Source organism: Reichenbachiella sp. (genome assembly GCF_965223055.1).
Classification (GTDB): domain Bacteria; phylum Bacteroidota; class Bacteroidia; order Cytophagales; family Cyclobacteriaceae; genus Reichenbachiella.
Window position 1 is genome coordinate 385853 of the sequence record NZ_CBDCVM010000003.1, and the last position, 15420, is coordinate 401272.

General features: G+C 38.1%; 15 protein-coding genes. 9 read left to right on the plus strand and 6 right to left on the minus strand.

Annotation, left to right across the window (positions count from 1 at the left end):
* Window positions 1–31: 31 nt before the first annotated feature.
* The 9 genes from ACOQO5_RS02185 to ACOQO5_RS02225 all read left to right on the plus strand — a co-directional run bounded on the left by ACOQO5_RS02185 (window position 32) and on the right by ACOQO5_RS02225 (window position 8932).
* Window positions 32–802 (plus strand): alpha/beta fold hydrolase, encoded by a 771-nt coding sequence (locus ACOQO5_RS02185; RefSeq protein WP_420580038.1) that lies wholly within the window; start codon window positions 32–34, stop codon window positions 800–802.
* Window positions 799–1464: a CBS domain-containing protein gene (locus ACOQO5_RS02190; protein WP_420580039.1), complete on the plus strand. Its 666-nt coding sequence runs from the start codon at window positions 799–801 to the stop codon at window positions 1462–1464. The genes ACOQO5_RS02185 and ACOQO5_RS02190 overlap by 4 nt, the downstream gene beginning before the upstream one ends.
* 12 nt (window positions 1465–1476) lie before the next feature.
* On the plus strand, window positions 1477–2355 hold the full coding sequence (locus ACOQO5_RS02195) for an NAD kinase (protein ID WP_420580040.1): 879 nt from the start codon (window positions 1477–1479) through the stop codon (window positions 2353–2355).
* An 84-nt stretch (window positions 2356–2439) separates the two neighbouring features.
* Window positions 2440–3525: a DUF6089 family protein gene (locus ACOQO5_RS02200; protein ID WP_420580041.1), complete on the plus strand. Its 1086-nt coding sequence runs from the start codon at window positions 2440–2442 to the stop codon at window positions 3523–3525.
* A gap of 11 nt (window positions 3526–3536) precedes the next feature.
* Window positions 3537–4253, plus strand: a complete 717-nt coding sequence (locus ACOQO5_RS02205; RefSeq protein WP_420580042.1) for a DUF6089 family protein — start codon at window positions 3537–3539, stop codon at window positions 4251–4253.
* Between the two features lie 84 nt (window positions 4254–4337).
* Window positions 4338–5078, plus strand: a complete 741-nt coding sequence (locus ACOQO5_RS02210) for an isoprenyl transferase (RefSeq protein WP_420580043.1) — start codon at window positions 4338–4340, stop codon at window positions 5076–5078.
* A 31-nt stretch (window positions 5079–5109) separates the two neighbouring features.
* Entirely contained in the window at window positions 5110–7764 is a 2655-nt protein-coding gene (locus tag ACOQO5_RS02215; protein WP_420580044.1) for a BamA/OMP85 family outer membrane protein, read from the plus strand.
* Between the two features lie 60 nt (window positions 7765–7824).
* Window positions 7825–8376 carry an OmpH family outer membrane protein gene (locus tag ACOQO5_RS02220; RefSeq protein ID WP_420580045.1) on the plus strand — a complete coding sequence of 184 codons (552 nt, stop codon included), beginning with the start codon at window positions 7825–7827 and terminating at the stop codon, window positions 8374–8376.
* A 13-nt stretch (window positions 8377–8389) separates the two neighbouring features.
* Window positions 8390–8932 (plus strand): OmpH family outer membrane protein, encoded by a 543-nt coding sequence (locus ACOQO5_RS02225; protein ID WP_420580046.1) that lies wholly within the window; start codon window positions 8390–8392, stop codon window positions 8930–8932.
* 285 nt (window positions 8933–9217) lie between these two features.
* On the opposite strand, the gene chrA is transcribed toward ACOQO5_RS02225, so the two are convergent.
* The 6 genes from chrA to ACOQO5_RS02255 all read right to left on the minus strand — a co-directional run bounded on the left by chrA (window position 9218) and on the right by ACOQO5_RS02255 (window position 15418).
* Window positions 9218–10393 (minus strand): chromate efflux transporter, encoded by a 1176-nt coding sequence (chrA, locus tag ACOQO5_RS02230; RefSeq protein WP_420580047.1) that lies wholly within the window; start codon window positions 10391–10393, stop codon window positions 9218–9220.
* Complete coding sequence (locus tag ACOQO5_RS02235; RefSeq protein ID WP_420580048.1) at window positions 10393–11364, minus strand: isopenicillin N synthase family dioxygenase; 972 nt, start codon at window positions 11362–11364, stop codon at window positions 10393–10395. The genes chrA and ACOQO5_RS02235 overlap by 1 nt, the downstream gene beginning before the upstream one ends.
* A 30-nt stretch (window positions 11365–11394) precedes the next feature.
* On the minus strand, window positions 11395–11853 hold the full coding sequence (locus ACOQO5_RS02240; protein ID WP_420580049.1) for a DUF4399 domain-containing protein: 459 nt from the start codon (window positions 11851–11853) through the stop codon (window positions 11395–11397).
* A gap of 61 nt (window positions 11854–11914) precedes the next feature.
* The gene (recO, locus tag ACOQO5_RS02245) at window positions 11915–12607 is read right to left on the minus strand and encodes a DNA repair protein RecO (RefSeq protein ID WP_420580050.1); all 693 of its coding nucleotides are present in this window, start codon (window positions 12605–12607) and stop codon (window positions 11915–11917) included.
* Window positions 12607–14832, minus strand: coding sequence for a hypothetical protein (locus tag ACOQO5_RS02250; RefSeq protein WP_420580051.1), 2226 nt, complete (start codon window positions 14830–14832; stop codon window positions 12607–12609). Before ACOQO5_RS02250 ends, recO begins: the two co-directional genes overlap by 1 nt.
* Window positions 14822–15418, minus strand: a complete 597-nt coding sequence (locus ACOQO5_RS02255) for a thymidine kinase (protein WP_420580052.1) — start codon at window positions 15416–15418, stop codon at window positions 14822–14824. The genes ACOQO5_RS02250 and ACOQO5_RS02255 overlap by 11 nt, the downstream gene beginning before the upstream one ends.
* Window positions 15419–15420: the final 2 nt, after the last annotated feature.

Genomic DNA, 15420 nt, shown 5'->3' on the forward strand with positions numbered 1-15420 from the left:
TACCTAATATTAGCAAAACTACAATCACAGAATGCTAGAAGTACCCAACATCATAGAAGAAGGAGAATTCAAATATATCGAAGAAGGAGAAGGAAAAGTGATGCTCTTATTGCACGGCTTGTTTGGAGCATTGAGCAATTGGGAGGGAGTAGTAAACAAATTTTCTGCTCAATTCAAAGTAGTCATCCCTATGCTACCTATCTATGAAATGCCCGTTAGAGAAACAGGTTTGACCAAATTGACAGAATTTGTGGAGTCTTTCATTGACCATAAGGGTTATAACAACTTTGATATCATGGGTAATTCTTTGGGCGGTCATGTTGCTCTGATGTATATCATGAAACATCCTGAAAAAGTAGATCGTATGATATTGACTGGTAGTTCAGGCCTATTTGAAAATTCTATGGGAGGCTCTTACCCAAAAAGAGGCAATTATGCGTTTATAGAAGAAAAAGTGAGATATACTTTCTATGATCCCAATACAGCTACCAAAGAATACATTGATGAAATATTTGAGACCACCAATGACGTTCCAAAGTGCATGAGAATCATTCAGATGGCAAAATCTGCGCAGCGAAACAACTTGGCTGACGAGCTTCATAAAATAGAAAATGAAACGTTGCTCATTTGGGGGTTGAACGACACTATCACCCCTCCGAGTGTAGGTCATGATTTCAACCGACTGATAAAAAATTCTACTCTTCGTTTTATAGACGAATGTTGCCATGCACCGATGATGGAACAGCCTGACAAATTTAATGACATTCTAGATGAATTTTTGAATCAAACCGTACCGGCATGAGAGCAAAAGATCTAATTAATTATACCATTCCGCCTTTAAAACCTTCTGATAACATTGACAAGGCGCAATCATGGATGAGTGAATTTCATGTACATGAACTTCCTATTGTTGATAATGGTAATTTCTTAGGTTTTTTTAATGAAAATCTCCTCTTTGATCATTTTACAGGTGCTGAAAAAATAGAAGATTATCAATTCATGGGCACTGGGCTTTTTGTAGATCAGAACGAGCATTACTACGAACTGTTGAAAAAGGCTTATGAAGCCAGTTCCAATTTGGTAGCAGTTTTAGATGAAAACAAGAAATACTTAGGTACGGTCACGATTCAAGACGTGGTAGAGGCATTTTCAAAAATGTCGTCTATCAACAGCCCAGGAACAATCATTGTAATTTCAATGATTCAAACTGACTACTCCATGACGGAGTTGAGCAGAATCATAGAATCTGAAGGAGGAAAGATTCTAAGCAGCTTTATTGAAAATAATGAACAGCAACCAGGTAAGATAAGAGTAACTATCAAGTTGAATCTGGAAAATGCTTCGACCGTTATATCTTCACTTGAAAGATTCGGATATACAATAAGTTCTATCTTTGGCAAAGGAGACGAAGAATTGATCGAAAAAGAACGATTAGATACCCTTCTCAGATACCTCAAAGTCTAAAATCAATATCAAATGAGAATCGCGCTGCATGGAAGAAAATTCTCCAAAGAATCCTTCCCGTATGTTAAAACCATTGCAAAAAAATTAATAGACAATGGACACGAGATCTTTATCACTGATGTTTGTGCCAAAGAAAACAAATCTGAAATTAAGGAGTATTTAGAATCATATCCTCAAATCAATATTCTAGATAGCCTAGAGCCTATAGATTTTTTCTTCAGTCTTGGAGGAGATGGAACCCTTTTAGAAACAGTCTCTTTAGTTGGAGCATTAGAAATTCCTATTTTAGGAATAAACTTGGGAACCATGGGTTTCTTGGCTACTACAGCAAAGAATGATATCGAATCCGCATTGAATTTATTTTTTGACGGACAGTATGTTTTAGAAGATAGAACTCTATTGCACCTCAATAGTAATACAGAACTTTTCGAAGGTCAGAACTTCGCACTAAATGAAGTAGCTATTTTAAAAAGAGACACTTCTTCCATGATCATTGTGAGGTGTTTTATAGACGGAGAATTTGTCAATACTTATTGGGCTGATGGCCTCATGGTTTCCACCCCCACTGGCTCTACGGGTTATTCTCTTAGCTGTGGTGGACCTTTGGTCCTTTCGGACTCTGAAAGTTTCATCATTACTCCAGTAAGCCCTCATAATTTAAATGTGCGCCCACTGGTTGTATCGGACAAAAGCGAAATATCATTTGAAATAGAAGGTAAAGGCCGTTCCTTTCTCATCTCACTAGATTCAAGATCACACACTGTGAATAGTACAGTGAAAATATCCATGACAAAAGCCAATTTCACAGCTAAACTTGTAAAAATTTCCGGATCGAATTTCTTTGATACACTTAGGAATAAGTTAAATTGGGGACAGGACGTTAGGAATTAGAAGTTAAAAACAATAATTTTAGCGTTTATAATAAGTTGCGCCTAAGTATATTATAAAAGAATTTTGGTCGTTTGATTATTGGAAATGCGTAAATATTTATTTCTTCCTTGTGTACTGTTGCTTTTGTTTGCCTGTCTTTCAGATTCGTATGGACAAAAGAGGCGCTATGGATACTCGAAAAAAGGCAATAAAAAATACTCTAACTATAGTGGTGGACGAACAAGCTATCGAGGTGTTGGTAACACGAAATACTGGACAGCTGGTGTGAGTATTAACGTCTTAAATTACTACGGTGATTTATCTCCAAGTAATAAAAAACTCAGCACAAATTATGGCGAAACCAAGTTTGGATTTGGGATAACAGGATCTAGAATGGTTTATCCTGGGATATTTGTCCGAGCAGGTTACAACTATGGTGTGATCGAAGGGGATGACTTTGCAAATGGAAATAGAAATTCGGAAGATGCCAGCCAGTATGGACGCTATTTGAGAAATTTACATTTTCGTAATAGAATTCATGAATTGTCAATAGGCTTCGAAGCTGATATGATTCCAAATAATGGAGGCGTTAGGGGAAGGTTTCCTATTAATCCATACATGTTTGCCGGTGTTGCAGTGATAGCTCATAATCCACAAGCTATTGCACCTGCTACAGACCAAGCGGGAAATGTCCTTGAAGAAGCTGGACAATGGGTAGACCTGAGAGATTTGGGCACTGAAGGTCAAAACATTGACAGCATTGGAGCTGACCCATATGGGAAATTTGCTTTCGTTATTCCTGTCGGTCTTGGCCTAAAAGTTAAGCTTGGTCACAATTTTGATTTGAATTTTGAAATCGGACTTAGATATATGTTTACTGACTACTTGGATGACGTGAGCACAGGCTATGTAGATCTTTCGTTATTTGGTGACGACAATCTGGCTAGGGCAATGTCAGAACGAGGTGCGGAAATCAATCATGCTCCTTCTGGCGCAGATCGAGGGCTTAATCTCACTCCAGGGGCTGGAGATATCGCTGTGACTGGCCCATATACACATGGCTCAGGTTATGATCCAACCATTAATAGTTCTAGGGGTGGGCCTGGTCAGAATGATTTCTTTTTAACCACTCAAATTCGATTGGTATACATCTTCGACCAAAAAGGAGCAACCAGAGGGAAGTTTAGATAATTACATTTTTGTTGAACAACACTCTTCATATAAACTTTAAAACTTGGCCGATTTTATCGGCTTTTCTTTTATTACATATTTGTGGTTTTTCGCAAAAAACTGAGTTCGGCCTGGCACTCGGCGGTGTTAGTTATGCAGGAGACCTTTACCGTGGTTATGATATAACCAATCAAAGTTTTGGGATTCAAGGCATATATCGGATAAATTTTGAAAGAGACGTAAGCTTTAAAGCAGGATTGTTTTATGGTAAAGTTTCGGGGGATGATAGTAAACCTTATGACGCTTTAGGGAGAATCCGAAACGCTTCGTTTAATCGTTCATTCGTTGAGGCTTCAGCAAATTTCGAATATCACTTTTTAGATTATAAAAACAAGAATTCAACAATTAAATGGACTCCCTATTTTTTTGCTGGCTTTGGACTCACCAAATTCTTAAACCTTGAAGAGAAAGATACTTTTGGAAGTATCCAACCAGTTCTTCCGTTTGGAGGAGGAATAAAATATTTGGTTGGAAAACAATTCAGCCTTGCTTTAGAATTTGGTGCAAGAAAAACATTTTTTGATCAGTTAGACGGCATTTCAGATGGTGATGTTTTTGACAAAACAAACACTCAATTTGGCAACCCAAATGACAAAGATTGGTATCATTTTTTCAATATTTCATTCTCCTATCTGATCTACAAAATCCCTTGCGTATACAAGGATGTACCCAACAAATCCATGTATTAATAATAAATCTCCCTTAAGTTCATTTTAACTAAAAAAAAGCACAAATTTGCGGTTTGGTTTTGACCAGTGGCCGAATATGAGGGCATGAAAGAGAAGATTGATCCAGCAAAAATTCCATCACATATAGCCGTAATAATGGACGGAAATGGACGATGGGCAAAGAAACGGGGGGCAGCTAGACTGTTCGGTCACAGAAATGCTATTCAAGCGGTGAGAGATGTTACTGAAGGCTGTGCCGAGTTAGGCGTTAAGAACTTAACTCTTTATGCTTTCTCAACTGAAAATTGGAATAGACCGAAAATCGAAGTTGATGGGCTTATGTCTCTTCTTATTTCGACAATAAAGAAAGAAATTCCAACGCTGGCAAAAAACAATATTCGCTTACAACCAATTGGTGATATTGAGCATTTACCTGTAGAGGCGCAGAAAAATCTAGATTTGGGTATTAGAGAAACTGAATCCAATACCGGCATGATTCTCTCTCTTGCATTGAACTACGGAGGTAGATGGGAAATTAGTAACGCGGTTAAAAAGCTGGTTGAAAGGATAAAGGAAAACCCGAATGAAGTTGATACAATAAATGTTGACTACATAAACAAATATATAGATGAACATACCGCTCCTGAAGTTGAACTAATGATCAGAACAAGCGGTGAACATCGAATAAGTAATTTTTTATTGTGGCAAGCAGCTTATGCTGAGCTCCATTTTACAGAAACGCTTTGGCCAGATTTTAGAAAAGAACATTTATACAATGCCATAATAGACTTTCAGAATAGAGAAAGACGCCTCGGGAAGACAAGTGAACAACTGGTTAAAAAATAAAATCAAAGCAACAGACAGGTCAGATTTAAAGATGAAATTCAAAATACTTTTACTTTTTCTTTGCATTTCAACAGTAACTGTTGGTCAGATTAGATATGGCAGTCAGGGCAGAACTGATACGAACAATGTAAATATTAGTTATTCCAATCCTCAGGAATTTACCATAGCAGATATTGAAGTGGTGGGTGCCGAGTATTTGGATAAAATCGCTCTTATTTCAATTTCGGGTCTCAAGGTTGGTGATAAAATAAAAATTCCTGGTGATGGAATTACCGCTGCGATAAAAAAGCTCTGGAAGCAAGGACTGATCGGAGACATCCAAATCTATGCCTCCAAAGTAGTAGGTAGTGATGTTTATTTAACTATTTCATTAGCTGAAAGACCACGGTTAAGTAGATTCGACTTTAAGGGTTTAACAAAAAGTCAGGAGTCTGACATTAGAGAAAAAGTGAACCTGATTAGAGGCCGTGTAATGACTGACGCCATTCGCAAGAACGCCGAACTTACCATTAAAAAATATTTTTACGAGAAAGGATATCTAAATACTGAAGTTGATATCCGCTACAAAACAGATAGCACTTTACACAACAGTGTACTTTTAGATGTACATGTTAACAAAAACAGAAAAGTTAAGATCCGCGATGTCAACTTTGTGGGCAACGAGCACTTTACGGACACTAAACTAAAGAGTAAAATGAAGAGCTCGGGAGAACGAGCGAGATTCAAACTAGTAAGTGCTTTATTGGCCTCAAGTTTGGATTTATTTAAACCAAAAGAAGAAAGGTTTAAATTCGTTGATGATAGTGTAGAGCATAATGTATCCAATACGCTACTTGAAATTGTTCACGAAAATGTAAAATTGAATGTTTTCAAATCATCCAAATTTGTAAAAGAAAAATACGAAGAGGACAAGGCTGCCCTTATTCAGTTCTATAATTCAAAAGGACATCGTGATGCGGAAATCGTTGAAGACACTCTTGTTTTTGCTGATCGTAAATCTGTAGACATCAATATCAGAGTAAATCCTGGTAATAGATATTTTTTCAGAGATATCAATTGGGTGGGTAATTTTATCCATGATGAGAGAACTTTGGATCAAATTCTTGCTATCGAAAAAGGAGATATATACAATCTGGAATTGGTTGATAAAAAACTAAATTTTAACCCAAATGGCCCAGACATTAGCTCTCTTTACATGGATAATGGCTATTTGTTTTTCAGTGTCACTCCTGTAGAAACAAAAATCGATGGAGATTCAGTAGATATTGAAATGAGAGTCTATGAAGGAGCTCAAGCTACTATTCGCAAAGTGTTCGTAACTGGTAATGATAGAACCAATGACCATGTAATCATGCGAGAATTGCGAACCATGCCCGGTCAAAAATTTAGCCGTGCAGAACTAATAAGAACGCAGAGAGAATTATCTCAGTTAGGGTATTTTGACCCTGAACAAGTAAACCCAAAACCAATTCCTAACCCAGTAGATGAAACTGTAGATATTGAATGGGAATTAGTAGAAAGACCAAGTGATCAAGTAGAACTTTCAGGTGGATGGGGTGGAACCTTTGGGTTTGTAGGAACCTTAGGCCTTACATTCAATAACTTCTCATTAAGGAACATTCCACATTTTGACAAATGGAGGCCTCTACCTGTTGGAGATGGGCAAAAATTATCATTGAGACTTCAGGCTAACGGAAAAAGATATCAGAGTTATTCTGTGAGTTTTTCTGAACCTTGGCTAGGAGGAAAGAAACCTCATTCTTTTGGTGTCAGCTTCAATTATTCTGTCCAACGAAGTATTGATTTCTTTACTGACAAAACAATTGGTTCACTTCAGGTATTCGGAACTACTATAAGTCTAGGAAGAAGAGTAAAATGGCCCGACGATTATTTTACATTGAGTAATTCACTCTCTTACCTAAGGTATAACTTATTTAACTATGGAAACTCTCTCGGGTTTAGTACAGGAGTTGCCAACAACTTCACTTTCAATACTACTTTAGCTAGAAACAGCGTAGACAATCCGATGTATCCGAGGTCAGGGTCTTCTCTTTCATTGAGTTTGGCACTTACACCCCCCTGGTCATTGTGGAATGACATTGACTATGAAACTGCTGAAAACAGCGAGAAGTATAAGTTTGTAGAGTACCACAAGTGGATGTTTGATGCTAAGTACTACATGCAAATTGCCGGAGATTTGGTACTTGCTGCCAGAGCCCATATGGGTTTTATGGGATACTATCAAGAGAAAGTTGGCGTGGGTCCATTTGAAAGATTCCAGTTGGGTGGTGATGGTTTGACGGGTACAAACTTCTTGTTAGGAAATGATGTAATAGGACTAAGAGGTTATGACAATAACTCTATTACTCCTTATGATCCTCAAACAAACATCACAGGAGGTACTATTTACAATAAGTTTGTGATGGAATTGAGATATCCAGTATCTCTCAACCCATCCGCGACGATCTATCTTTTGGCATTCTCCGAAGCTGGCAATAATTGGAATGGCTTTGATAATTTTAACCCAAACAAATTGTATAAATCATCTGGTTTTGGAGTCAGAATATTTATGCCAGCATTTGGTCTTTTAGGAATAGATTGGGGCTATGGCTATGATGCTTTGCCAGGTCAAAGGTCCAACCCTGGTGGACAAATTCACTTCTCAATTGGCCAACAATTGAGATAAAATCAAAGATTGATTGAGTTTATTAGATATAAATATTGTGCAAAGTCTAATTTTAGTGGTATGAAAATTGTAATCAAACTTACATCGCTGATTTTAGTGCTTTTTATTTTCATTTTAAATGATACATTTGCACAGAAATTTGGCTACGTGGACACTGATTATATCCTAAGCCAAATGCCCGAATACAGCGAAGCAAAAGGCGAAATTGAAAAAATTTCTAAAGCCTGGGAACAAGAGATTCGAGAGATGTATAAAGACATCGAAGAAATGGAGGCGTCTTTGCAAGCAGAAGAAGTACTCTTGACAAAAGAAATGAAAGATGATCGATTAAAAGAAATCGATCTTAAATGGGACGAAGTCAAAGCATACCAAAAAAAGGTGTTTGGATTTGAAGGCCTGTTTTTCCTGAAGAAAAAAGAATTGATCAAACCTGTACAGGATCAAGTATTTGATGCTGTTGAGAAGGTAGCCAAAAATCATCGCTTGCAAATTGTGTTTGATAAAAGTGGAGATTTGGTGATGATCTATACAGACCCTGTTCATGACTATACGGACTATGTGCTCGAGGAACTTGGACTAGGTGATAAAAACGATGTAATAAGTAACAACTAATTAGAACTGAATTATGAAAGTTAAATCAATAATTTTTGCAGTTGTATTGTCTGCATTTAGCCTGACTGCAAGTGCGCAGGGTGTGGTGATGAAAATAGGCTATACCAATGTAGAGTATATTCTCAGCCAAATGCCAGAGGCGAAGCAAGTAGATTCTGAATTTAAAGCTTACGAAGCTCAACTTCAAAATCAGTTGCAATCAAAAGGCACTGAATTGCAAACTAAATTGCAAGAATATCAGCAAGGCGCTCCTACAATGACTGACTTGGTAAGAGCAGATAAAGAGGCAGAATTGCAATCTCTAAACCAGAGATTCGAAGCCTTCCAAAGAGAAGCTCAGACTTCATTGCAAAAAAAGCAAGGAGAGTTGTATGCTCCACTTTTCGAAAAAATTGGAAATGCAGTAAAGGCAGTTAGAACTGAAAATGGTTATGACATGATTTTCAGCACTGGCGTACCAGGTGTAGATATCCTTTTAGATGCTGATGAGAAATATGACGTTTCTGATTTGGTATTCAAGAAAATGGGTATTACTCCTCCTGCTAAGTTGAACTAAAGTTCAAGAATAAAAAGACAGAAAGCCTCAATTGATTAGCAGTTGGGGCTTTTTTATTGCCATAGATTCTCCCTTTTGAGACACACCCTACTTCATATTCCAAAGCATTGGGGGCATTTTAAGACAAGTAATTTTGGAATAAAGTCTAACCCAGTCTTACAAAAGAATTGAGATTCAGTACTAGTAATCTAGCCCATTCATAGCTTGCTTTTCTGTTTATAATTTATCCTCAAAAATTCAGTGCGTACTGATTTTGGGAATTGTAAATATTCCTATTCTCGGTAGTCACAGAATTACGCCAAGTAGCAATCCAGCAAGAATCAGAAAAGGGGTTGGTATTTTTTTGGTAAACATCAACCCAAATGTGCCAATCATAATCGCATAGTTCAAATAATCTCCCATCAATGGCTGAGAAAGCAATACAACCGCTGCAAGTATCATCCCTGAGGATGCGGCATTTACACCATCTAATGAGGCTTTAACAATCCGAAATTTCTTCAACTCCTCCCAAAAACGAATCACAAAAAATATCAGAAAAGTACCTGGAAGAAAGATTCCCAGAGCAGCCATAAACCCTCCCATCATCTGTCCAAAAATACCGTACTCTTTCATGGAAATTGACCCTACGTAAGATGCGAATGAGAACACAGGCCCCGGCACTGCTTGAACTAAGGCAAAACCAGAGAGGAATTCTTCAGATGTGAGGTATTCCTTAAACTCAACAAATTCTGTATACATAAAAGGTACGAGAACTTGTCCTCCACCAAAAATCAAACTGCCAATACGATAAAAGTTTTCAAAGATTCTAATGCCTAACCAATCCACCGATGCGCCAATTACTGCTGCTCCAACTAAAACTCCGGCCCATAAGATAAAATTTGACCATTGAATGCGAATACCTTCCTTATCTTCTTTTTCATGACGTTTATAGTTGATGGCAGTAATACTGCCACCCACTAAAAGTATCACAGGAAAGATATAGGGCGTTCGAACCAAAAAACTGGCCACAGCTGCAAGCAGCATAAGCACTACAGCTAATTTTGTAGTAACCACTTTCTTGATAATAACATATGCCGAATATGCCACTATTCCTACGGCCATGGGTTTTATAAACCGAGCAAACTCCATAGAAATATCATACTGCTCCAGTGTAGAAATGAAGATGCCAGCAAAAGTCATGATTAAGAAAGCTGGCGTAATCCAAATGAGCAGTGTCAGATAAGCCAGATTAGGCCCTCCTACTTTAAAACCTATGGCTGTCAAGGTCTGCGTGGATGTGGGTCCTGGCAAAAACTGACACAATGCAGTAAGTTCGATTAAGTCCTTTTCATCAAGATAGCCCCTTTTATGAACCAACAGATCAAGCATCATTGCAAAGTGTGCTTGAGGTCCGCCAAATGCAGAAATGGTCAGTAGAAAAACATCTTTCAGAAAAATGTAGAATCGAACCTTTTTAATCATTATTTCTTCAAACCGATTTCCGCTAGTCTTTGATGTAAAAATTCTCCAGCTGTAATGTCCTCAAATTGTTTTGGATGATCTGCATCTATGCAGTTTTCCAAACAGGTCAAATCCATGTCAGATCTTGGATGCATGAAAAATGGGATTGAAAACCTAGACGTTTTCATAAGTTCCTTAGGTGGGTTTACCACACGATGAATCGTTGACTTCAGTTTATCATTGGTATGCCTGGCCAGCATATCTCCCACATTGACCACTATTTGCTCAGGTAAAGCTGTTATCGGAATCCACTCACCATCTCTTCGAAGAACTTGCAACCCATCGGCACTTGCGCCCATGAGCAATGTGATTAAATTGATATCACCGTGTTCTGCAGCTCGTACAGCATCATCCGGAACTTCTTCGGGGTTTTCTATAGGAAAATAATGAATGGGTCTTAGGATACTATTACCGTTGTGTACACGGCTTTCAAAATAATTTTCCTCTAGTCCCAAATAAAGTGCGATGGCCTTCAGCATTTGTCTACCTGCCTTTTCTAAAGTCTGGTAAGCTTCCAACGCTATTTTATCAAAATTATCAATCTCCTCTGGCCAGATATTATCCGGATATTCTTTTTTGATTGGATCACCATCCACCACTTCCTGACCAACATGATAAAACTCCTTTAGATCTCCAGTGGCTCGACCTTTGGCGTGTTCTTTACCCTTTCCAATATATCCGCGTTGACCAAATAGCTCAGGCACTTCATACTTTTGCTTTACTTCATCGGGTAATGAGAAAAAATCTTGAACCGCCTGATAAAGTCGGGCACAAAGCTCGTCTGACAAACCATGGTTTTTGATTGCCACAAATCCAATACTATGATAAGCAGCCCCAAGATCAGCAACAAATTTCTGCTTTCTTGTTTCATCACCTGAATTAAAGTCTGCCAAATCCAGAGATGGAATTTCGTTATAAAGCTTTTCGCTCATAAGTATAATTGTTTGGGTTAAAGAAAGGGGTTATTCAACGGTAACAGTAATTGAAGTAGCCATTTTTTCACCGTAAGAAGAATGAACTCCATCTGCAAATTGCAACGAAATCATATATTCTCCTGGCTCTAATTCTAATGTGGTATCTGTCTGACCTTTGCCAAAGTGAATCGTAGAGTCTGACATGGGAATCACAGTGCCTTCCGGCCAACTCGCTTGATTTATTAATATATGATGATGACCAAATCCTTTTTTAACAGCTCCAGCTGGCTCAATTTGCATTCCTGACACACCCATTTCTATATAAACAGGGCTTGGTACAGTAGCTCCATTTGCAGGGTGCTTGAAAAAGACATAAGCTGAATCAGCCATTGGTTTTTCTGCAATGGCAGTATTGTCCTCCATAGGAGCGGATTGTTCGGTAGATTTTTTGGGAGATGAGCAGCTATAAATAATTACACTCAATAAGGCTATTGATAGATATTTCATAATTGTATTCTAAATAATGTTTAAGATAAATTTATAGATTCTTTCGGGAACGCATGTGTGCCTAGCGAAATATTTGAGTCAGCACATCCAAAGACTTGAGTTCTTTAAACCCATCCATATGCAACTTGTAGTACTCTAGCATATAATTCAATACATCCTTCCTTAAAGTGTTTCTGATTACTAATTCGCTTGTGAGACTGCTCGTATTGAGCATCAAAACTGCATCATAAATTTCGTCATAACTGGTAGATAATTCGAGCAACAAACCATCATTTTCCAGTTCCTTTTTTGTACGTATACCGAAGCCAATATAATGGGTGAGTTGTACTATAAGAAATAGATGTAAACTTCCATACCCTTCCTTTTTTTCATCAAGTGCAAGTATGAATTGATAGAGAAACTCAAACACTTCAACTTGATCATCTTCTTCCTTTAGCACTTTCGTGAGTAGCTCAGTGACGAATAAAGCTATGGCAGACTTTTTCACATCGAAGGGAATAGAAATGAAATTATGCGCTGGCTTGTACTCAGATATACGTTGTAGCCCATCTGATTTTTGATTCTTAAAATAAACGACCATATCAAGAACAGTCAGTGGTTGCAACAGAGCTAATCCCTTTTTTGACTTTTTACTTCTTACACTATTGATGATATAGGATTGTATGCCAAAACTTTCCGTATAGATTCTAGCAATAATTGAAGTTTCTCTGTACTTGATATAATTTAATACTATGCCTCTGGTCTTATGAAGCATCAGTCAATAACGGCTATTTTTCCAACGAATGTCTCGCTTCCATCCCCAGTAGCGCTAAAAATCAAATACACTCCAGTTCTTACTCTTCGACCCAAATAATCTCGTACGTCCCAAGAAGCCCCACCACCAGCTGCATTAACTTCACTAACAAGCTGGCCTGATATGGTTGTAATTTTGATGTTCACATCATTCGCCAATCCTGAGAAACCCACCCAACCTTCAAAATTAGGCAATACGGGATTTGGGAAAATTTTCACTTGCTGATGTGTATCAAAACCTTCAGATGAGTTTGTTCGATAAGACACTACGCCCAGATCGGTGGCTATGAAGAGTTCTCCCGTTTCTGGGTGAATACATAAATCAATTACGGTATTAGATGGCAATGGACTATTCTCCAAAGTAAAATGTTCTATCAAACTGGATACATTCTCATCAAACAACCAAAGTCCATCTTTTGTCCCAACCCATATTCGATTGCCTCCATCTACCGCTAATGAAAGCACCTGCTTGTCTTCAAACAAGACTTTATTTTCAAAAATCGGAAGTGTTACGTCAATCGTTTGATCTTCGATTACCCCAAATGAAAAAGGGAAGTAAGCCAGTCCTTTGTCAGTCGCAAACCAAATCTCATCATCCTTTCCAAATGCCACATCATTTACTTGATTTGAAGGCAAACTTGTAGCTGATGCTGTTATGTAACGACTGGCTTCTGCTTCAATATCATAACCCAATACTCCTTGGCCATTTTGTAATCCTAATGTCATCCAAACTTGGTTATTTGAATTAATTTTGATAGAGGTAGGTTCTGCTCCTGCCGAGGTTCCAAAATCAAAGGGTTGCCAGTCTTCAGCACCATCCCACTTATATAAGGAGTAGGCATCTAAATTTGTTAGCCAAATATTTCCTGATTGATCAAGTGCGAGACCAGTAACCAATGTATTCCCAGTGTTCGTCTCTTTTTCCTGCAAAGGACTATTGGTAAAGTCGATTATATTATCAGCCTTCAAAATTCCCTTGCCAAAAGATGCAATGTACTCCGTATCATTTACATTAAGAATGTCTGAAACATTTGAAAAGTCAACAAGATCGGATGGAGTTTTAGTTATCCATTCTCCAGACTTGAATACGGAATACCCTACTCCATTATCCGCAGGCATGGTATAATCGATAGCTTGCGCTGGAAGAGCATACACACTCGAGGCCTGGAATTCTAACTGCACTATGCCATTCAATGGACCCGCCAAGACAATATGATCAGCATGTCCTCCTTCCAATTTGGACAATCCTCTCAGGTTGTCAGCATACCAATATGTTGATGCTGACTCTTGTATGATATCATTAATATGGGCATTGGAAGGTGTCGCCAGGATCGAAATTGATTCTTCACTATTCAAGGTCATGATTCGTTGATTTGTCAAAATCAATAATCTCTCCATTCCTTTTTTAATTTCAATTATTTCTTCGCCAACTTCCATCGTAATAGATATCTCCAACCATTCACCTGAAGAAAGTTTATAAATCTCAGAAGTATTAGCTGCATAAATAATGCCGTTGGAAACGGCCACTGATTTTATGTCCATGTTGTATACTGAACTACCAGCATACCTTTCCCAATTATTGAAATCTTGTAGATTATCACCATTAGTTAACGATCCTGAAAGAACACCCACTTCACTGGCCAAATACAAATTGTCATTGAAGACTACTGAATTTCGTATAGCTACAACCTCACCATTTTCTCCTAAATTTTGATACGCTTCTTTTACCAAATTTTCAGGAGTAAGCACCAATAACCCAAAATCAGTGGATAAGTTCATGTTTCCATCATAAAAGGAAACGTGATTTATTGTTTTGTTTTCAGTTATATCACTATCGAGCAGTACAGATAGATTCTTTATTTCTTCAGAATTGATGATGTCTACATTTCCACTTTGATATCCGATGGTCAAATATTCCGAATCAGCATTAAAAGCTAGTGCGGTAATGCCTACATCACTAAGTCCATCCACTTTGGACAGCTTGTTGATGCTTCTATCTTCCAAGTCATAATACATGAGACCTTGAGATGCCGCTGCAAAAATTTTAGAATCAGTTTGCTCCACCAACGTGGTTTGTTCATAATTGAAATGAGATCGCCAAGTCCCCATAGGGATAAGCTCCTGACCTGCTGCCATATATGCGCAGAAAAGAAGAACAAGCGGAATGAGAATAAGCTTAATTCTCATGGTCTGGAGTTTTGTAAAAACAATTTCTACATCTGGCTTCATATGCTTCTTGTTCTCCAAGAAGTACCTTCTGCTCAGACTTTGTCAATCGATAGGAATAGGAAGCCACACCTCCACATTTCATACAAATGGCATGCACTTTCGTTACAAACTCAGCGATACCCATTAATCCAGGCATTGGGCCAAATGGATCTCCTTTAAAGTCCATGTCTAGACCAGCTAATATTACTCTTTTTCCATTGTTCGCCAGTGTTCTTGCTACCTTTATCAATTCCATGTCGAAAAACTGAGCCTCATCAATACCCACTACATCGCTATCGCCAACGAGAAGCAAAATATCATCTGCGAACTGAACAGGAGTAGACCGAATAGAAGACTCATTATGTGAAACTACACTTGTTTCATGATATCTGGTGTCAACGGCAGGTTTATAAATTTCAATTTTTTGTTTAGCTATTTTGGCGCGATTAAGCCGTCGAATGAGTTCTTCTGTCTTACCAGAAAACATGGATCCACATATCACCTCGATCCAACCAGCCCCTCGGGAATCGGCCTTAAAACTATCAATTCTTGGTTCGACAAACATTC